At 60.5% G+C, this 19,256-nt stretch carries 19 protein-coding genes; 14 read left to right on the top strand and 5 right to left on the bottom strand.

Annotated features, from left to right (window positions below):
• Position 1 precedes the first annotated feature (1 nt).
• Positions 2–1,192, top strand: a complete 1,191-nt coding sequence (locus tag PYK22_RS12415) for a DUF790 family protein (protein WP_157770855.1) — start codon at positions 2–4, stop codon at positions 1,190–1,192.
• Between the two features lie 99 nt (positions 1,193–1,291).
• On the opposite strand, the gene PYK22_RS12410 is transcribed toward PYK22_RS12415, so the two are convergent.
• Positions 1,292–2,395 (bottom strand): molybdopterin-dependent oxidoreductase, encoded by a 1,104-nt coding sequence (locus tag PYK22_RS12410; RefSeq protein WP_041977737.1) that lies wholly within the window; start codon positions 2,393–2,395, stop codon positions 1,292–1,294.
• Between the two features lie 203 nt (positions 2,396–2,598).
• Here PYK22_RS12410 and PYK22_RS12405 point away from each other — a divergent pair, with 203 nt between their 5' ends.
• From PYK22_RS12405 to PYK22_RS12355, 11 genes are all read left to right on the top strand, one after another.
• Entirely contained in the window at positions 2,599–3,126 is a 528-nt protein-coding gene (locus PYK22_RS12405; protein ID WP_083437831.1) for a ribosome maturation factor RimP, read from the top strand.
• 100 nt (positions 3,127–3,226) lie between these two features.
• Positions 3,227–5,020 carry a transcription termination factor NusA gene (gene nusA, locus PYK22_RS12400; RefSeq protein WP_060635642.1) on the top strand — a complete coding sequence of 598 codons (1,794 nt, stop codon included), beginning with the start codon at positions 3,227–3,229 and terminating at the stop codon, positions 5,018–5,020.
• 152 nt (positions 5,021–5,172) lie between these two features.
• Positions 5,173–7,863: a translation initiation factor IF-2 gene (gene infB, locus PYK22_RS12395; protein WP_041977735.1), complete on the top strand. Its 2,691-nt coding sequence runs from the start codon at positions 5,173–5,175 to the stop codon at positions 7,861–7,863.
• Between the two features lie 90 nt (positions 7,864–7,953).
• Entirely contained in the window at positions 7,954–8,367 is a 414-nt protein-coding gene (gene rbfA / locus PYK22_RS12390) for a 30S ribosome-binding factor RbfA (protein WP_041978896.1), read from the top strand.
• A gap of 6 nt (positions 8,368–8,373) precedes the next feature.
• Positions 8,374–9,396 carry a DHH family phosphoesterase gene (locus PYK22_RS12385; protein WP_060635640.1) on the top strand — a complete coding sequence of 341 codons (1,023 nt, stop codon included), beginning with the start codon at positions 8,374–8,376 and terminating at the stop codon, positions 9,394–9,396.
• A 104-nt stretch (positions 9,397–9,500) separates the two neighbouring features.
• A complete protein-coding gene (gene accD / locus PYK22_RS12380) occupies positions 9,501–10,421 on the top strand; it encodes an acetyl-CoA carboxylase, carboxyltransferase subunit beta (RefSeq protein ID WP_041977733.1) in 921 nt (306 codons plus the stop codon).
• Between the two features lie 41 nt (positions 10,422–10,462).
• Positions 10,463–11,770, top strand: a complete 1,308-nt coding sequence (locus tag PYK22_RS12375; RefSeq protein ID WP_041977731.1) for a bifunctional folylpolyglutamate synthase/dihydrofolate synthase — start codon at positions 10,463–10,465, stop codon at positions 11,768–11,770.
• A 151-nt stretch (positions 11,771–11,921) separates the two neighbouring features.
• On the top strand, positions 11,922–12,467 hold the full coding sequence (locus PYK22_RS12370) for an NUDIX hydrolase (protein WP_041977729.1): 546 nt from the start codon (positions 11,922–11,924) through the stop codon (positions 12,465–12,467).
• Between the two features lie 42 nt (positions 12,468–12,509).
• Entirely contained in the window at positions 12,510–12,860 is a 351-nt protein-coding gene (locus PYK22_RS12365) for a hypothetical protein (RefSeq protein WP_041977728.1), read from the top strand.
• Between the two features lie 437 nt (positions 12,861–13,297).
• Positions 13,298–13,921: a lysophospholipid acyltransferase family protein gene (locus tag PYK22_RS12360; protein WP_060635639.1), complete on the top strand. Its 624-nt coding sequence runs from the start codon at positions 13,298–13,300 to the stop codon at positions 13,919–13,921.
• A 231-nt stretch (positions 13,922–14,152) separates the two neighbouring features.
• Positions 14,153–14,869 (top strand): CPBP family intramembrane glutamic endopeptidase, encoded by a 717-nt coding sequence (locus PYK22_RS12355; RefSeq protein ID WP_041977725.1) that lies wholly within the window; start codon positions 14,153–14,155, stop codon positions 14,867–14,869.
• 21 nt (positions 14,870–14,890) lie between these two features.
• Here PYK22_RS12355 and PYK22_RS12350 read toward each other — a convergent pair whose 3' ends face one another.
• The 4 genes from PYK22_RS12350 to lipB all read right to left on the bottom strand — a co-directional run bounded on the left by PYK22_RS12350 (position 14,891) and on the right by lipB (position 18,017).
• Positions 14,891–15,289: a secondary thiamine-phosphate synthase enzyme YjbQ gene (locus PYK22_RS12350; RefSeq protein ID WP_041977722.1), complete on the bottom strand. Its 399-nt coding sequence runs from the start codon at positions 15,287–15,289 to the stop codon at positions 14,891–14,893.
• Between the two features lie 3 nt (positions 15,290–15,292).
• Complete coding sequence (gene lipA / locus PYK22_RS12345) at positions 15,293–16,258, bottom strand: lipoyl synthase (protein WP_041977720.1); 966 nt, start codon at positions 16,256–16,258, stop codon at positions 15,293–15,295.
• 25 nt (positions 16,259–16,283) lie between these two features.
• Positions 16,284–17,279, bottom strand: coding sequence for a threonine/serine dehydratase (locus tag PYK22_RS12340; RefSeq protein WP_041977718.1), 996 nt, complete (start codon positions 17,277–17,279; stop codon positions 16,284–16,286).
• A gap of 69 nt (positions 17,280–17,348) precedes the next feature.
• Positions 17,349–18,017, bottom strand: coding sequence for a lipoyl(octanoyl) transferase LipB (gene lipB / locus PYK22_RS12335; RefSeq protein WP_060635780.1), 669 nt, complete (start codon positions 18,015–18,017; stop codon positions 17,349–17,351).
• A 282-nt stretch (positions 18,018–18,299) separates the two neighbouring features.
• Here lipB and PYK22_RS12330 point away from each other — a divergent pair, with 282 nt between their 5' ends.
• Positions 18,300–18,692, top strand: a complete 393-nt coding sequence (locus tag PYK22_RS12330) for a hypothetical protein (RefSeq protein ID WP_041977714.1) — start codon at positions 18,300–18,302, stop codon at positions 18,690–18,692.
• Between the two features lie 30 nt (positions 18,693–18,722).
• Complete coding sequence (locus PYK22_RS12325) at positions 18,723–19,250, top strand: hypothetical protein (protein WP_041977712.1); 528 nt, start codon at positions 18,723–18,725, stop codon at positions 19,248–19,250.
• Positions 19,251–19,256 lie beyond the last annotated feature (6 nt).

The raw sequence follows: 19,256 nt of genomic DNA, 5'->3' as shown, positions 1-19,256 counted from the left end.
TATGTTGACTGCTGATCTCGCCCTGAGCTGGCGGCGCGGCGACAAGGTGATCCCATGGTACATCAAGCCGGATGATCCTGAGCGCATCGCGGAGGCCTCGCACCTAATTGCGATCTTTCGCGCGCACGAAGGGCGAACGCGCGAGGAGCTCGAGCGAGCTGCTGAGGAGTATGTTGGGGCGGGGCCGCATTACAGGATCTTGCGCGGTCTGGTGAAATTGCTTCTGGACCGGTGCCGTTTTGAAACGAGCGCCCCTTGCGAACCCACGCAATTGCGCCAGATGATCTTCCTGCGAGCGCGCCAGCCGGCGCTCGATGAAGAGTCGCGCGAAGCGATCATCGGAGAGGTCGCGCGCGCGATCGGACGATCGGCGCAAGAGTTGAGCGAAGGGTTGTATGCCGATTTGGAGGGAAGGCAGCGACTGGTGGCTTTCGATGAGCCAACTCCGCGAGAACTGTGGGATCGCTACAATCTGGCGCAGGCGCAAGCGTTGCTCTATCGATGCGTCCGTATGCGTTTGACGCTCGAAGCGCAGGACCCAAGCGTCTATCGCGAGCTCTTCAGGACGATCAAAGCCTATCGCCTGATCCATCGCCTCAGCGGCGATGCCGAACGCGGATACGAAATCGTTCTGGACGGACCGGTCTCGCTCTTCCATCGTTCGCAGAAATACGGCGTGCAAATGGCCGCTTTCTTGCCCGCGTTGCTTCTTCACAAAGGGTGGCGCATGAGCGCGGAGATCGAACTCAAAGAAGGTGGGCGCGCTTTCTACGAACTCGATGGCGCGCGGCATCGGTTGCGTTCGCACTACGTGCCGGAGATGAGTTTCGGCGATGAGTTGAAAGAACGGTTGGTCGCAGATTGGGCCAAAGTCGAGCGAGACTGGTTCTTGGAACCAACTGCCGAATTGATCCACGTCGGCGAAGCGATCTTCGCGCCCGATTTCATCCTGAAGCACGGGAGCGGGCGGCGCGTTTATCTCGAAGTGTTGGGCTTTTGGACGCCACGCGCGCTGCTTTCACGCCTCGAAGAGTATGCGCGGTGCGGATTCAAAGATTTCCTCGTCGCGCTGAGCGAGGAGCTTCGCGGAAGTCGCGATCAGCCGGCGCTGCCGCCGAACGTCGTTTCGTTCAAGACGGCGATCGATCCGCGAAGGATCGAAGAAGCGGCGGCCCTTATCGTCGGGTTGTAGCAGTTGCGGGCCGTTTCGGGCGCGCGTTCGATGGCCTGGGCCGAAGCGTCCCCTTCGCTTGAAACGCAGCGATCGAACGGCGCGCGCTGCGCCGAACCGTTATTTCACTTTGACCCAAATGCGGTGCCAAGCGTTGTTCACATAACCTTTGAAGTTCCAGATGCGGCGCGCCTCTTCGGGTTGCGTATTGGCGGCGGAATCCCAAGCGCGGGCGACGATTTCGCGTTCGCCGCGGTCGACGACGAGCGTCGCTTCCCAGAAGCGCCAGGCCCAACGCCCGCGTTCCGGCTCCAGTTCGGCGATGGTCCACGATTCGCCGCCGTCGAGCGAAACTTCGACGCGCTCGATGCTCCGTCCGCCGCTCGATAGCGCGTAGCCTTTGATCGACAGTGGCCCAGCTTCCACCTCACTGCCATCTTGCGGCGAGCAGATGACGGAGCTTATGGGAAGTTCGCCAAGCGTCAATCCCCGATCCCAATCGGCCGTCTCGGCGGTGACGTGAGGTGCGAAGATCTTGTAGGCGCGGGCCTGGAAATAGTTTTCCGACGGAGTCTTTTGCAGCGTGATCTGGCCCAGCCACTTGACGCTGCGCGCGCCGATGTATCCGGGGACGACGACGCGCAGCGGAAAACCGTGTGCTGGCGGCAGCGGTTCGCCGTTCATCTCGAAGGCGAGGATGACCTCTGGGCTGAGCGCTTTTTCGAGCGGAATCGAACCACCGAAACCGAACTCGAGATCTTTTTTGCGCACACGATCGAGTCCGAGGAAGGCGACGTGCTGAGCTTCGTCTAGGACTTCGGCTGCGCGTAAGACATCGCGCAAACTGACGCCGCGCCATTCAGCCGTCCCGATAGCTCCGGCATGCCACTCGATCTCATCAGGGATCGGTTTGAAGCGCATCAACTCTTGCCTTCGATTGCCGGCGCATTGCAGCGTCGCGACGATCGTTCGGATGGGAAATTCGCGGCGCAATTCATCGAGCGAAAGCTGTAGCTCGCGTCGCACTAGGCCGTTGACGTGTAAACGGTAAGAGCGCGGATCGATCTGCGGCACGGGCGCGTGGTTGCGCACGAAGAAGAGCCGATTCGCGGTGATGTGAGAACGACGCAATAGATCGAGCGGAGGTTCCGCGTTAAGCGGATCGAGTGAACGCACGATCAATTCAGCGCTTTTATTCTCTCTTTCTAAAAGTTCCTCGTGCATCGGTCGCTTCCTCGACGATCGAGACTAAAAAAGTTAGCATCAAATCGGGCGAGAGGCGAGGCGAAGATCGCGCATCGCCCGCCCCATTTCGCATCTTGCTTGCCTTCGGACTTTCCCGTATAATTTTCTGCTTGCTCGCAGCGTGGCGGTTTCGTCCGGTGGGTTCGCACCCACTTTTTCTTTTGTACAAGCGGGGATGATCCATGAGCAATCTGACGATCGAAGAAAGGGTCCGCGCCATCGCCGAGCACGTCGTCGCCGATTACGGGCTTGAGTTGGTTCACGTCGAGGTCGTCGGCGCGCGACGGCGCCTTGTGCGCATCTTCATCGATAAGCCGGAAGGCGTCACGCACGAAGATTGTTCTGTGGTGAGCGAGCACGTCGGGACGATACTCGACGTTGAGGATTTCATCCCCTCTTCTTACGTGCTCGAAGTCTCCTCGCCCGGACTTGAACGGGGGCTTTACAAGCGCGAAGATTATGTGCGATTCGCCGGGCGCGCCGCGCGAGTGCGAACGCGCGAGGCGATCGAAGGGCAGCGAAACTTTCGCGGTCGAATCGTCGGCGTCGAAGGCGATGCCGTCACCTTCGACGATCGGGTGCGCGGCCAAATCAGCATCCCGTTCGGTCTGATCGTCAAAGCCAATTTGGAGATCGATCTGGCGGAGGAGTTCAAACGGGCCGAAGAGTTGGCCGCGGCTCGGCGAGTTCAGACGGAAGGTGAAGGGTGAAAGGGATCTGAGATTTCGTGTAAGAGTGCGGCGCGCCAGCGGGCAGTTCGACTTGGCCGGTGGAAGTGAATCTAATTTCGTGAAGAGTCGTTAGGAGACCATGAGCGCCACAATTGCGCAGAGCATAGATGCACTTTGCAAAGAGCATGGGATCGACCGCGAACTCGTCATCGAGGCGGTCAAGGATGCAGTGCGCGCCGCCGCGCGCAAGCATTTCAAATCGGGCGAGGATCTGAACGTCGAATGGAGCCCAGAGACGGGGATCGAGATCTTCTCGACCAAAAGAGTCGTCGAGCGGGTGACGCGTCCGGCGACGGAGATCTCGCTCGAGGAGGCGCGTCAATTGGCGGGCGATGAGGTCGAGATCGGCGATGAGCTGCAGATCCCTCTTTCGACGACGAAGAAGGTCGTCGAAAGAGTCGCGCGCCGCGATTCGGAGATCAGTTTGGAGCAGGCGCGACGGATCGCCGGCGGGGGGGTGAACGTCGGCGATCTGATTCAGGTGCCGATCGTACCCGAAGAGCTCGGTAGGATTGCGGCGCAGACGGCCAAACAGGTCTTGTTGCAGAAGGTGCGCGATGCCGTTCGCCAGAACATCTATGAGCAGTACATCGATCGCGTCGGCGAGCTCGTCAGCGGCTACGTCAAACGGTTCGAGCGCGGCGACATCATCGTCGATCTGGGGAACGTGGAAGCCATTTTGCCGCGCAGCCAGCAGGTGCGCACCGAACAGTGGACTCAAGGCGAACGCATTCGCGCCGTCATCCATAAGGTCTACTCGCCCAAGGAGGCTAAGGGGCCGCAGGTCGAGCTATCGCGCACTTCGACGGAGCTGTTGCGCCGCCTGTTCGAGATGGAGGTGCCGGAGATATACGATGAGACGGTGGTGATCAAAGGGATCGTGCGCGAGCCGGGCGAGCGCTCGAAGGTCGCCGTCGCGTCGAACGAGCGCGATGTCGATCCCGTCGGCGCGTGCGTCGGGATGAAGGGATCGCGCGTGCAAGCGATAATCCGCGAGTTGCGCGGCGAAAAGATCGACATCATCGAGTGGTCCGAAGAGCCTTCGATCTTCGCCGCCAACGCCCTTTCGCCGGCCAAGGTCAATCAAGTCCGCATCACGGACATCGAGCGGAAGAAGATTGAAGTGATCGTCGATGAGGATCAGTTGAGCTTGGCGATCGGCAAACGCGGACAGAACGTGCGCCTTGCAGCGCAGTTGGTTGGATGGGACATCGATATCAAGAGCGAGGCGGAGATCAAGCGCGAGATCGCGCGGCAGATGGGCGCCGCGATGTTAGCTGGCGCCGAGGTGCCGTTGACTTCGCTCGAAGGCGTGACGCCGGCCATCGCCAATATTTTGGCCGAGCGCGGGATCAAGGATCTGGAGACGTTGGCGGCGACCTCGGTCGATGAGATCTCCGAATACCTCGATATCAGCTTCGACGAGGCGCAGGCGTTGATCGATTCGGCGCGTAACATCATCGCCGCGCGCAATGAGGGCGCGACGGCTCAGCCGAGCGCTGAAGAGAGCGGGGCGTCCGCGAGCGGTCCGGCGGAGGAGCGGGAAGGAGAGGATCCGACCGCGCGCGGTTACGATGAAGCTGTGCAGACGCGCCCGCCCTTCATCGCCGAGGAGAAGATCCGCGCGGAAGACTCAGCCGATCCGGTGGCGCTCACCGAAGCCGATCCGATGACGGTCGACGAGTTAGTGTTGCAAGAGATGGACGCCGGGCGTGATCTTCGCCCGGATGTGATCGTGCCGACGCCAGATATCACCTCGTCCGAAGCTGCCGTGATCGAACGGCAGGCCGCGGCGGTCGAAGAAGAACGCGCTGCTCGCGAAGCTCAAGTTGAGGGATCGAAGGATGAACTTTCGCGCAGCGCTGACGAGTGAGTTTTCGCCTGCGCGCTACGGCGCGCGCCGCTTCCCTTGAGGCTGCGGAGCGGAAGATGGCTCCGCGCCCCTCAAGGCCGAGAGCGGAGTCATTAACCGTTTTCCGAGCGCACGACGCTCGTAACTTCGCTTAAAGCGTCGAGAAGGAGTTCATGGCCGCTTCCAACAAGTCAAAGAAGGTTAGGATCTACGATCTAGCGAAAGAGCTGAAGCTCGACAACAAACGCATCATCGAGGATGCGCGGCGCGAGGGGCACGATGTCAGCGTGCCTTCGAACACCATCCCTGAGGATATCGCGAACAAGATCCGGAACAAATACTTCCCCAAGCAAGAGGCGATCGCGCCGCGCGCTGTGCGCGTCGTCAAGAAGGCGGTGCGCCCGGCGCCGGAAGAAACGAGGACCGAGGCCGCCGCTTCGCCTGTGCCGGAACAGGTTGAGATCGCCCCGGCGCCCGCTCCTTCGCCGCCGACCGGCGAGACACAAAAACAGGCGCAACCAGCAGCCGTAAGGCGCGTGCTCAGGAGGATCGCGCCGCCTCCGATCGAACAGGGGGCCCCTCCTTCTGTGGAGAGCGCGCAACCTGCCGAAGCTGCGGCGGAGCCGACTCAGGAGCCGCCCGCTCAAGTCGAAGCGGAGAAATCGGTTCAGCCGACCGCTCCTGCGCAGAAGCAGACCCCACCCGAGGCCCAAGCCCCAGTCGAAGCGCCGAAGCCGAAGGCCGGGCAGCCGCAGGTGAAGGTCATCCGTTTGACTCCGCCGGTGGGCGGGATCCCTCGGCCAACCGAACCGGCGAAGCCGACGCGCCCAGAGCGTGAAAGCGCGGCGCGGGCGGAACGGGCGCGAACCCAAGAACTGCACGAACAGCCCGAAGAGACGCGCGTCCCGCAAACGACCTATATCCCGCCGCCGGATGCGCGGCGTCGCGGGGCGCGGACGCGGCATGCGCGCAAAGAGAAGATCGTCGAACGCGATGTGCTGCCTCCGCCGCGGCCCCGTTCGCTCGAAGAGAGGTTGATGAGCGCAGTCAACGTCGCTTCTGGCGAACTGAAACCCATTCGCTTGGTTGAGGGGGCGACCGTCAAAGATTTCGCCGAAAAGATCGGCCTCAAGCCGAAAGATGTCGTGGCTCTTCTCTTGCAGCGCGGCGTGCTCGCGACGATCAATCAAACGATCAGCAACGAAGCGGCCATCGAGCTCGGACGGCGCTTCGGTTACGAAGTGAAGTTCGTGCCGTTCGAAGAGATGGTTGCTGAGGAAGAGTTCGAAGATCTGATCGAAACGGGCGCGGATGATGTCGAAGTGCCGCGCGCGCCGGTCATCACCGTGATGGGCCACGTCGATCACGGCAAGACCTCATTGCTCGATGCGATCCGCGCTACGGATGTGGCCGCGCACGAAGCGGGCGGCATCACGCAGCACATCGGCGCTTACAGCGTCCACGTGCCCAATCCGGATAATCCATCCGAGATGCGGCGCGTCGTCTTCCTCGACACGCCCGGTCACGAAGCTTTCACCATGATGCGCGCGCGCGGGGCCAAAGTCACCGACATCGTCGTGTTGGTCGTTGCCGCCGATGATGGGGTGATGCCGCAAACGATCGAAGCGATCGAGCATGCGCGCGCCGCGGGCGTGCCGATCATCGTCGCCATCAACAAGATCGACAAGCCGGAGGCGAATCCCGAGCGCGTCAAAACGGAACTGGCGCAGCAGGGCTTGACGCCCGTCGAATGGGGCGGCGATACCGAGATGGTGCTCGTCTCGGCGAAGAAACGGCAGAATCTGGACGTGCTGCTCGAAACCATCCTGCTCACGGCGGACCTGCTGAACTTGCGCGCGAGCCCCACGCGGCTCGCTTCGGGCGTCGTGCTCGAAGCGAAGCTCGATCGCGGTCGCGGTCCGGTCGCCACCGTGCTGGTCCAGCAAGGGACGCTCCGCATCGGCGATCCGTTCATCGTCGGCCAAGTTTATGGCAAAGTGCGCGCTCTTTATAGCGACCGCGGCGAGCCGGTTCAAGAGGCCGGACCGGCGACGCCCGTCGAGGTGCTTGGCCTGCAGGGCGTGCCGCAAGCGGGCGACCAGTTCCAAGTGGTCACCGATATAGCGCGCGCGCAGCAGATCGCCCAACACCGGCAGATGCTCGCGCGTCAAAGCGCGCTCGTGCAGACGGTCAAACGCGGCATCGAAGCGCTCGGCGAAAAGGAGGTCAAAGAACTTCTCGTCGTGCTCAAAGCCGATGTGCAAGGTTCGGTCGAAGTGCTGAAGAGCACGCTGCAGAAACTCTCCACCGATAAGATCAAGGTCAAGGTGATCCGCAGCGGCGTCGGCGCGATCACCGAATCGGACGTGTTGCTCGCTTCGGCGACGCAAGCTGGAGCCAAAAATACGGCCGTCGTCATCATCGGTTTCAACGTGCGACCCGAAGCGCGCGCGGCTGAACTCGCCAAACAGGAGGGCGTGGATATACGTCTCCATTCGATCATCTACAAGGTCGAAGAGGAGATTCGCGCCGCCATGCTCGGCATGCTCGAAGCGGTCGAACGCGAGCGCGTGCTTGGCCGCGCCGAGATACGCGAGGTCTTCCGCGTGCCGCGCGTCGGCAACGTCGCCGGATGCATGGTGACGGAAGGCGTGGTGCGCCGCAGCGCACGCGCGCGCCTCGTTCGCGATGGCATCGTCATCTGGGAAGGCAACATCGCCAGCTTGCGGCGATTCAAGGAGGACGTCGCCGAGGTGCGCGAAGGGTTCGAGTGCGGCGTTGGACTCGAGAACTTCAACGACATCAAAGTCGGCGATCAGATCGAAGTCTTCACGATCGAGAAGGTCGCCGCGACGGAACTTTAAAATTCGGGCCGAAAGGAGGGAGTGGAAGCGCGCCACGTTTCAAGCGGAGCGCAGATTCGGTTTGGAGCGTGCCAGCTTCCGCTCGATCTTATGAGATTACATCGTCCCGAGAGAGTCGCCGAGTTGGTCCGCGAAGAGGTCATGCAGATCGTCGGTTATGAGCTCGACGATCCGCGCGTCGAGATGGTCACCGTCACCGACGTGCGCGTCTCGAGCGATCTGCGCGATGCGAGCGTCTATGTGACGATCGCCGGCACGGAGCGCGAAGCGCGCCTCGCTCTGGCCGCGCTGCGCGAAGCGGCGCCCTACATCCGGCAACAGATCGCGCTGGAATTGAGCCTGCGTCGAGTGCCGCATCTGCATTTTGTGCGCGACACCGAAGGCGAACGCGCCGAGCGTGTCGGCACGCTGCTCTATCAGCTTGAAACGGAACGACGTGTTGAAAAGTCGGATGACATGGAGGAAGATGCTCCTCGCTCCGCAAGCGATGAGCGCACGCGGTAAGCTAGCATGTTGAGCCAAGTCATCGAACTCATCGAAACGAAGCGCCGTTTTGCCATCACCTCTCACATCCGCCCGGATGGCGACAGCCTCGGTTCCTCGCTCGGCCTCTACTGGTTGCTGCGCGCGCTCGGCAAAGAGGTTGAGGTGATCATGCGCGATCCGGTCCCGCACGCCTACAGCAAACTGCCCGGCGCCGCAGACGTGCGCATCACGCCGGCTGTCGATCGCGATTACGATGCCGTCTTCGTCATCGAATGTTCGGACATCGAGCGGCCCGGACTCAAAGGCCTAGATAAGCAATTCGTCGTCAACATCGATCACCATTCGACGACCGCGCTCTTCGGCACCGTCAACTGGATCGATTCGACCGCTTCGGCGGTCGGTGAGATGATCTACAATCTCTGTAAAGCGATCGGCGTGCGCGTCACGCGCGAGATCGCCGAGTGCATCTACACGGCGCTCGTCACCGACACGGGCTCATTTCACTATTCGAACACGACCGAGCGCACCTTCAAGATCGCTTCGGAACTGGTGCGCGCCGGAGTCAAACCGGCCAAGGTCGCCGAGAACGTCTTCAATAGCCATCCGTGGAGCAAGCTGGACCTGCTCACGCAAGTCCTCTCCACGCTCAAGCGTGATCCGTCGGGGCGCGTCGCGTGGATGCGCCAGACGCTTGAGATGAAGGAGAGCGCCGGAGCGTTCGAAGAAGATGGCGACGGGTTCGTCAACTATCCATTGAGCGTCGGATGCGTCGAAGCGGTTGCGTTTCTCAAAGAGTGCGCGCCCGGGGTTTACCGCGCGAGCTTGCGTTCGAAGGGCAACGTCAACGTCGCGCGCGTCGCCGAGCGCTTCGGCGGCGGCGGACATCGCAATGCAGCTGGGTGTACGTTGCGCGGCGGTTGGGAAGAGATCGAGCGCACGATCGTGCAGGCGCTCATCGAAGCGGTCGAGCGCGAAGCCGAAGACACGCCGCGTCGCCCGCTGCTCATCTTCGATGATCAAGAGGCGCTGCCCGAAGAGGTGGCTTGAATCTTTCATCGAGCGGCAGCAAGCGAAGGGCCGATCCAGTGTCATGTTACGCTTTGGACCCCAAGTCGATGCGGGGCCGAAATTCCGCGTTGGGATGAATCTATATGTCTTGGTTTCGCAAAAAGAGCCGTAAGATCGAGGTCGTCCCACAAGACAAACGTCACGTGCGGACCGAAGGCATCTTCGTCAAATGTCCGTCATGCGATGCTGCGCTCTTCCGTCGCGAACTGGAAGAGTCATTTCAGGTCTGTACGCATTGCGGTTACCATTTTCGCCTCGATGCGCGCGCGCGTTTGGCGATGCTCTACGACGAAGGAATCTATGAAGAGTTGGATGCCGGAGTAATTTCGACCGATCCGCTCAACTTCGTCGACACCAAACCGTATCGCGAAAGATTGGAGCAGGCGCGCAGAACTTCGGGCCTGCCCGAAGCGATCATCAACGCGCGCGGCATGATCGGCGGCCATCTGGTTTTTACGGGCGCGATGGATTTCAACTTCTTGGGCGGTTCGATGGGCTCTGCCGTCGGCGAGAAGGTCACGCGCTTGATCGAACGCGCCATACGCGAGCGCGCTGCCGTCATCACCATCGCCGCTTCGGGCGGCGCGCGCATGCAAGAGGGAGCGCTCTCGCTCATGCAGATGGCGAAAGTGTCTGCCGCGTTAGCGCGCCTTGACGATGAGCGATTGCCTTTCATCTCGATTCTGACCGATCCGACCACGGGCGGCGTGACGGCGAGCTTCGCCATGTTGGGCGATGTGATCATTGCCGAACCGCGCGCGCTCATCGGTTTTGCTGGCCCGCGCGTGATCGAGCAGACGATCCGGCAGAAACTGCCCAAGGACTTCCAGCGCGCTGAATTCTTGCTCGAACATGGGATGATCGATGCGGTGGTCGATCGGCGCGAGATGCGGTCGTTCATCATCAGGCTCCTGAACTTCATGATGAATCCGGCGGTGCAGACTGCGCGCGAAGAGAAGGCGGAGGAGTTGCCGCGCGCTTCCGCCCTTCACGCGACCGACTGAAAAGAGCGCCCCCTTGAGCCGAGGGCGCTTTCCCAACCTTTATGGACTTCGCCGAAGCGGTTCGTTACCTTTACGGACTGGGCCACGAAACGTTGGCCATGAAGCTCGGCCTAGAGAACATCGAGCGACTGCTTGATGAGCTCGGCAAGCCGCACGAGAAGTTCCCATCCGTTCAAATCGCCGGCACGAACGGTAAAGGTTCCGTCGCCGTGATGCTCGACGCCATCTGTCGCGCCGCTGGAATCAGAACCGGGCTTTACACTTCGCCCCATCTTGTTTCGATCACCGAGCGCATCCGCATCGGCGGAAGAGAGATCGCACAGGAAGATTTCGCCCGGCACGCTTCGCGCGTGCGAACCGAAGCGGAAATGATCGAGCGCGAGACGGGAGCCTGGCCGACCTTCTTCGAACAGGTGACGGCGACGGCGCTCCTCGCTTTCGCCGATGCGCAGATCGAGCTAGCCATCCTCGAAACCGGTTTGGGCGGAAGGCTCGATGCGACGACCGCAGCCCGAGCTCGAACGGTGGCGATCACGCCCATAGATTTCGATCATCAGGAATATCTCGGCTCGACCCTCGCAGCGATCGCGGCGGAGAAGGCGGCGATCATCCGCCCCGGGACGCGCGCTGTGATCGCCCCGCAACATCCCGAAGCGAGGCGGGTGATCGAACGTCGCTGCCGCGAGTGCGAGGTTACGCCGCGCATCGTCTATCCGAATTTCGAGATCAGGGGCTCTTCCGATCTGGGCCGCTTGCGCCTCGATTTCGCGACCGAAGAGGATCGCTACGAGAACGTGCGGCTGAATCTGCGCGGGCGGCATCAGGCGGTGAACGCGGCTGTGGCGATCGCGCTCGCCGAAACTTTGCGTGAGGACGGATTCGCGATCTCGCGCGAAGCGATCATCGAGGGGTTGGAGACGGTTGAGCACGCCGGGCGACTCGAATTGCTCGAAACGCGCCCGAAGATGCTGTTGGATGGCGCGCACAACGCGGCAAGCGCGCGCGCTTTGCGCGAGTTTCTCGACGAGTTCGTCAGATCCCCGATCACGCTCATCTTCGGCGCGATGCGCGATAAGGATTTGACCGAGATCGCGCGCATCCTTTTCCCCGCGGCGCGAGAGTTGATCTTGACGCGCGTGGCGAACGAACGCGCGGCGACGATCGCCACGCTCGTCGAGGCTGCGCCGCGCGATTTCGATCGCCGCAAGATCAAAACGGCGGGATCGGTCGCCGAGGCGTTGGCGCGCGCGCGCGATTTGACTCCGGACGATGGGTTGATTTGCGTGACGGGATCGCTCTACTTGATCGGCGAAACGAAGGCGGCGCTCGGTCCAGCGACCGCTATTTGATCGTCCGCTTGGGATGATTAGCGGTCGGCGGAGGCGAAGACCGCGTCGTCACCTGTTTCTTCGTCGATTTCGCTCGGATCTTCTATAATCTCAATCAATGCTTTGCGACGCGGCAACGCAAGCGCGCCATTAGCGGAAGGAGCCTGAACTGATGGGATCTCCCGAGGTCTTGTCAAGCGAAAAGATTTACAACGGGCGCATCTTCGATGTGACGATCGATATGGTGCGCGAGGGCGAGCGCACGCACGCACGCGAAATCGTGCGGCATCCGGGGAGCGCGGCGATCGTCGCGCTCTTCGATGATGACACGGTCGCGCTCATCCGGCAGTATCGTCATCCCGCGGTCAAGTATCTGCTCGAAGTCCCAGCGGGAAGTCGAGATAGGGAAGAGACGCCGGAAGAATGCGCCGCGCGAGAGTTGGAAGAAGAGTTGGGATTGGTCGCCGAGCGATGGGAGAAGCTGGCGGAGTTCTTCGTCTCTCCCGGTTTCTGCACCGAGAAGATGTGGGTCTATCTCGCCACCGGATTGCGACAGACGCAGCAGAGGTTGGAAGATGACGAAACGTTAGAGATGGTTCGTCTTCCGCTCAACCGCGCGCTCGACATGATCTTCACCGGAGAGATAGAAGATGCTAAGACAATCATCGGGTTGCTGTTGACAGCCGCGCGCCGCGGATTGTCTAATCTAAGCTCTTAAATCAGCGGGTGTTTTCGATCCTCAATGGGCAGGGAGAGAGAGATGGCGGTTCGTATCGAATACTGGCTCGCTTACATCATCATCGGCATCATCGCGGGTCTGATCTCCAAACGTTACATGATCGAAAGCGAAAAGCTCAGCCGCGGCAGATTAGTCATCGTCGGCGTGATCGCGGCTTTGGCTTTCGGCGTTGGTTCTTCGATCTTGCTCCAGTTTGGCCGCATTTACGAGACACGTTATGGTTGGCGGTATAAAGGGGCCGATGCCAACCTCGTGTTAGCTGATCTGCGGCCTGATCTCTGGTTAACTTTGATCGGCGCAGCCATCGGCGCGCTGGTCGCCATCGCCGCATATAAACTCTTGCGCGACCGGGAAGAGGGTTTCGAAGCCTGAGCTGGCGGACGGCGCATATGGGGCTGAAGGCGTAAGCTCCATGCTCTCGCGTTTCAAAGCCTGAGGCCGGCGGATGTGGGATCTCGAGGGCGCGCCGGAGCGCCTTCTGGTCCAATCCGCCGCGCCGAGAGGCGACACGGCACGCCATCGGTTGCCACGTCGCCGTCTCCCTTCATTCTCTCGATGGAGGGCCCTTTAGCTACAGAGAGCGCTAACGGGAGTTCTTCCGCCATGGGCGCGGTTTCATCCGAAATCGTTCATCGCACGGAATCGCTTGCCGATCGAGAACCGCGCACGCCGGAACCGCGCGCGCCATCTCTGCTGAACTACATCCATTCGGCCATCGCCATCCCGCTCATATACCTTTACACGATCGTGATGGGTAGCCTCTCGTTGCTCGTCTCTCTGCGCGATCCTTGCGGGAGAAAGCAACACTGGTGCGCGCAAAGGTGGAGCCGCATGATCGCGCGCACCGTCGGCGCAAAGTCCACGTTTACGGCCTTGAGAAGATCGAGCGCGGTCGCTCCTACGTCTTCCTCTCGACGCACCAAAGTTACATGGACATCCCTGTGATGCTCGGCTACTTGCCCGCGCAACTGCGCATCGCCGCAAAGAAGGAGCTTTTCCGCCTCCCCTTTCTCGGCTGGCACTTGCGTCGCGCCGGTCACATCCCCATTGACCGAAGCTCGACGGCTGATGCGGTAGCGACTTTGCAACGCGCTACCGACACCATACGCGATGGCATCTGTGCTTATATCTTCCCCGAAGGCACGCGCTCGCGCGATGGGCGACTTCAACCTTTCAAGAAGGGGGGATTCAAATTAGCGCTGCAAGCGCGACTACCGATCATCCCCATTACGATCATCGGAACGCGACAGCTTCTGCCGCGCGATTCGATCATCTTCCGTCCTGGCCCGGTCTGGATGTATATCGATGACCCGATCGAAACGTCCGGCTTGACCGATGAGGATCTGCCGGAGTTGATGGAGACGGTGCGAGCTAGGATGCTCGCCCATTTCAAGCGCGCCGAAGGTCGGATTGATGTGATCAGATCGCCGTAGGGCGCAGCCTCTCGCCTAAGCCTATTCATGGGGCATGCGCTTGAAGGATTTGGCCAGTTGCGCAGTTCAATCGCGAAACTTTTAGTTCTCGCCTGAAAAACATGCGCTTGAAGGATTTGACCAGTTGCGCCCCGCTTCCTTACACTCATCTGCGTTGTGAGCGTGCCGGCGGAATCCCTACCTCCACTTGAGCAAGATCGGACTTCAGCCGATAACCCGCCGTGGAGTTTGGTGGCGGCGCTCTCGGTATGGCTTGTAAGCGTTCTCTGTCTCTTCATCGGTCAGAGTTTGGCGATCGGCCTCTACGTCTTCGCGCGTTATGGGAACCTGACGACGCACGTTCTGAATCGGGCGTTAAAAGAAGATCCGATCGTCATCCTCGCTTCGCTCATCGCCGTCATTCCGGCCCATCTGTTGACGCTTCTGGTCGCTTGGGCGATCGTCACAGATGTCGGGGAGCGCTCGTTCTGGCGCGCGCTCGGATGGGAGTGGCCAGCGCGAATGGGACCGTGGTCCAGCGCGGCATTGGCTGTCGTTTTGTTGATCGTCGGCGGTGTGTTGAGCAATCTGCTCGGAGATCGAACGACGGAGTTAGATAAGATCATCGCCAGTTCTCTCGCCGCGCGCATCACCGTCGCCGTTTTGGCGACCGTGACGGCTCCGTTGGTCGAAGAGATAGTCTATCGCGGCGTGCTCTATCCGGCTTTGCGGCGCATGATCGGAAGGGCAGGCGCAGTGGTGTTAGTGTCAACGCTATTCGCCTCGATCCATTTCGCTCAATACAGCGACAACTGGGGAGTCCTTCTCACCATCGCTCTGCTCAGTTTCGCGCTCACCTTCGTGCGCGCTTGGACCGGGAGATTATTGCCCTGTTACTTCATCCATCTGGTTTTCAACGGGCTTCAGGCCGTCTTTCTGATCTATTCGGGAACGCTCCCACGCAGTTGACCTACGCGTGAAGCGTGATCATCAACGGATCATCATGATGATTTGACGCTCGCGCGGCCCATCGAATTCGCAAAGGAAGATGCCCTGCCAGCGACCGAGCAGCAACCGCCCGTCGCTGAAAGGCACGCTGACGCTCGTTCCCATGAGGCTGCTTTTGATATGCGCGTCGGTATTGCCTTCACCGTGACGGTAGTTCGCGTCGTGTTGCGGCGCTAGCCGGCGCAGCGCGTAGAGCATATCGCGCGCGACATCCGGATCGGCGCTCTCGTTGATCGTCAGCCCCGCCGTCGTGTGTTGCACGTAAAGGTAGCAGATGCCTTCGCGCGCGCCAGCCTCGCGTAAACGGCGCTCGACTTCATCCGTGATGTCGATGAACTGCTCGCGTTCGCGCGAGCGCACTCTGATGATTTGAACCGACATGGCTCATCCGATGACCTCATGAACGGCTGTTGAAATCCCTTCGCGCGAATTTTCCGCCTGCCGGCGTGCATGATAGGAGGACCGGACCAGCGGACCGGACTCGACGTGACGGAAGCCGAGCTGCAGCCCTATTTCGCGCCACCGCGCGAACTCTTCCGGCGTTACATACCGTTCGACGGGAAGCCGCCGCTCGTGCGGTTGTAAGTATTGCCCGATCGTCATGATGTCGCAGGAGACTGCGCGCAGATCTTTCATCAGCTCGACGACTTCATCGAAAGTCTCGCCCAATCCGACCATGATGCCGCTCTTGGTGAGCATCCCGCGCCCTTCGCGATCGCGGCGTTCCGCGGCGCGGCGCAGCAGCGTCAGCGATTGCTGATAGTTCGCATCCGGACGCACGCGCCGATAAAGCCGCGCGATCGTCTCCATGTTGTGATTGAGCACATCGGGTTGCGCGTCGAGCACGGTATTCAGCGCCGCCTCATCGCCGTTGAAATCTGGGATCAGGACTTCGATCTTGCAGTCCGGGTTGAGACGGCGGACCCAGCGGATGGTCTCCGCCCAGTGCGCTGCGCCTCCATCAGGCAAGTCGTCGCGGTTGACTGAGGTGATCACAGCGTGAGCGAGCCCGAGATGGCGCACCGCTTCGGCGACATGACGCGGTTCTTCCGGATCGAGTTCGCCGGGTTTGCCCTTATTGACGGCGCAGAATCCGCAGTGTCGTGTGCAAGTGTCGCCGCAGATCATGAACGTCGCCGTCCCATCCGACCAGCATTCGAAGATGTTCGGGCAACGCGCTTCCTGGCATACGGTGTGAAGATTCAACCCTTGAATCAGACGCAGAACGCGGTTTTGCATCGTCGGATCGCCGAGCCTGATCTTCAGCCAATCGGGCTTCGGCAGGCGATCGCGACGCCGCCGAAAAGTCTGCGGCGCGGTGGCATTGATGACGGGAAGTTCGCGACTCATTCGACTCTCCAGATCTTAAATTGTATCATCTCGGCGAAGCTTTGTCGCCTCGCCTGAAATCTGGTCCATCGTCGGAAATGACATCGACCAGCACCGCCGCATCGACGTTTCCGCCTGAAAGGATTGCGCCGACGCGACGAACGTTTACCGGCAATTTCCCAAACAGAACGGCTGCCGCAGTGAGTGCGCCGGTTGGCTCAACCAGAAGCTTCATGCGAAAGAGGAGAAAACGCATCGCCGCTTTGATCTCATCGTCCGTGACGGTCAAAACATCTTCAGCGTTACGTTGCAGGATGGGAAACGTCAAAGCGCCGGGAGTTTGCGGGCGCGCGCCATCGGCGATGGTCTGCGGCGGTGGGATCGTGATCCTCTCGCCGCGGCGGAATGAGAGCTGCGTATCGTTGGCCGTCGCCGGTTCAATGGCGAAGCAGCGAATCGAAGGCAGAATGGCTTTGGCCGCAGTGCTCGCTCCAGCGAACAACCCACCGCCGCCACACGGCACGATCAGAGCGTCCAAATCGGGCACATCCTCCAATAGCTCCACCGCGCACGTCCCTTGCCCGGCCATGATCAGGTAATCATCATAGGGTGGGATGAGCGCCAAGCCTTCTTTTTGCGCGATCTCGTGTGCGAGCGCTTCGCGGTCATCTCGATGACGGTCGTAGAAGATTATCCTCGCCCCGTAATCGCGCGTCGCAGCGATCTTCGACTGCGGCGCGTCGTTCGGCATGACCACTGTCGCTCGCACGCCGAGTTCGCGCGATGCGAGGGCGACGGCCTGCGCATGGTTGCCCGAAGAGAAGGCGACGACGCCGCGCGCCTTCTCTTCCGCGCTCAAGGACCCGATCTTGTTCATCGCGCCGCGAAACTTGAACGCGCCGGCGCGTTGCAGGTTCTCGCATTTGAAGAAGACTTCGCGCCCGGCTGCCCGGTTGAATGAACGTGAAGTGGCAATCGGCGTGCGATTGATGAAAGGTGAGATATGCTCTCGCGCTTGGCGGATAAGCTCCATCGTCAGCATAAAGATCGCCTCACACAAATCGAAGCTGAAGCGAACGTAGCTACCCTTTGCGCCTTTGACGCGGTCGAATCAGGCGCTGGAGGCAAGACTCCCTTCGGACAATGCCATTCCGAAGACTTCGGCAAAGCGCATGATGATGCGATCTTCGACTTCGCGCAGCGATAGCTCGCGCCCCAAGATCTCCTTCATCGAGCTGACCGGCTCGCCTTCGCAGGCGACGATCAGATCGAAGTAGCTTAGATCCGTATTGACGTTGAGCGCAAAACCGTGCGTCGTCACCCAACGCGCGATATGCACGCCGATCGCCGCGACTTTGCCGCGCGTCGTGTGTACGCCCGTGAAGCCTTTGATGCGGAAGGCTTCGATGTCAAAATCGGCGAGCGCGCGGATCAACACCTCTTCCAGATCGCGGACATAGGCGTGAACATCCTGACGATCTGGGCGTAGATTGATGATCGGATAACCGACGAGTTGGCCCAGTCCGTGATAAGTCGCTTTGCCACCGCGATCCGTTTCGAAGATCTCCACACCGCGAGCGCGCAGAAGCTCCGGCGCGGCAAGGATCGCCGATTGAGTCGCGCGCCGTCCGAGCGTGATCACATGTGGATGTTCGACGAGCAAGAGCGTGTCGGGCTGCTCACCATGCAAGACCCTTCTCTCTGTCTCTTTCTGCACGCGCAGCGCGGTTGCGTAATCGAGCCTTCCTAGTCGTTGAACGCGCAAAAGCCTGCGTCTCATCATAGCCTCTCCGCCATTCTACCAATGGCGCGCGCCGATCGCTACCCAACTTCGAAATGCTGAGCTAGTCATTGAAACTCTATCCTAACGTGATCCGATTGGCTGGCGGATCGATGGCAAAGCGCCGCTTTGCGATTTGAATCTTGACTTGGTTTCGAAGCGGGGGATACTTTGCACGGAGAGCTCTTTAAAGACGGCCATGGTGTTTCGCCGTCGGTGACCACAATGATCGGATACTTTGCGCGGAGAGCTCTTTAAAGACCGCCCTTCATCGGAGGCCGTGTGTTTATTCTGCTGCTCGCCGTCACCTTCCTCGTCGCTCTCGCCGTCGCTGTCATCGTGGTGCGCGTGTTCTCTAGTTCGATCGAAAAAATACTGGCGCGAATCATCGCCGATGATATCAGCCAAGCTTGGGCGAGATACGTGAAGTTCGCCATCTATGTCGTCTGCATCTCCGGCGGAGTGCGCGTTTGGGAGCTTGAAAGGTACATCACGGGACAGTCGCCGCGCTCAGAAGCGCTTCAATTGACGCCGGAACGTTGGGTGTTGGAAGTTTACCGGACCGTCATCGGAACCTTGCAGAGCGCGGCGTGGTTGCTTTTGATCTTCTTCCTCGTTAGCCTAATCGCATATGCTGTCTCTCGATTCTCGGAGTCGATCAAAAGTAAGGGTTGAGTCGGTCGCATCTATGAAAGCGAGGGGGAGATGTTAAAGCGCACTTCGATCTTCGTTTGCGCCTTGTGCCTCGGTGGTCTTCTTCTTTCGAGCGACGGCGCAGCGCAAACGCGCCAGCGTAGAAGCAGCAGGGCGACGAGGCGGGCCGCGACGTCGGCTAGAGCCTCAACCGAAGCAACGATCGAGGCGGGGCGCAGGCGCATCGGCGATCAGATCAAAATTCTGGCCCAATACCTTTACGTTTACGGTCGCGTTTCGAGCGAGATCGAGATGGCCGAGGATCAAGCGCGGCGTGGCAACGCGACGCTCGATCCGGCATCCATCGCCAATTCGAAGGCGACCTTACAAACGACGCTTAAGAACATCCGCGAAGGTTTAGATAAGTTGGAGACCGATCTGCGCTCTTCCGGGGCGACGATGCCACTTTTCACACGGATCGTGGGCGTCGCCGATCGAGCTGCGCTGGCCGAAGAGCAAGTCGCCGCCGGGGATTTCGATAAGGCTGGGCGAACGCTGCTCGATGCTATCGCGCGTTTGACTGAAGCCTTGATGCATTGACGCCTT

The organism is Pyrinomonas methylaliphatogenes (assembly GCF_000820845.2).
Classification (GTDB): domain Bacteria; phylum Acidobacteriota; class Blastocatellia; order Pyrinomonadales; family Pyrinomonadaceae; genus Pyrinomonas; species Pyrinomonas methylaliphatogenes.
This window is presented reverse-complemented; position numbering and strand designations above follow the sequence as displayed.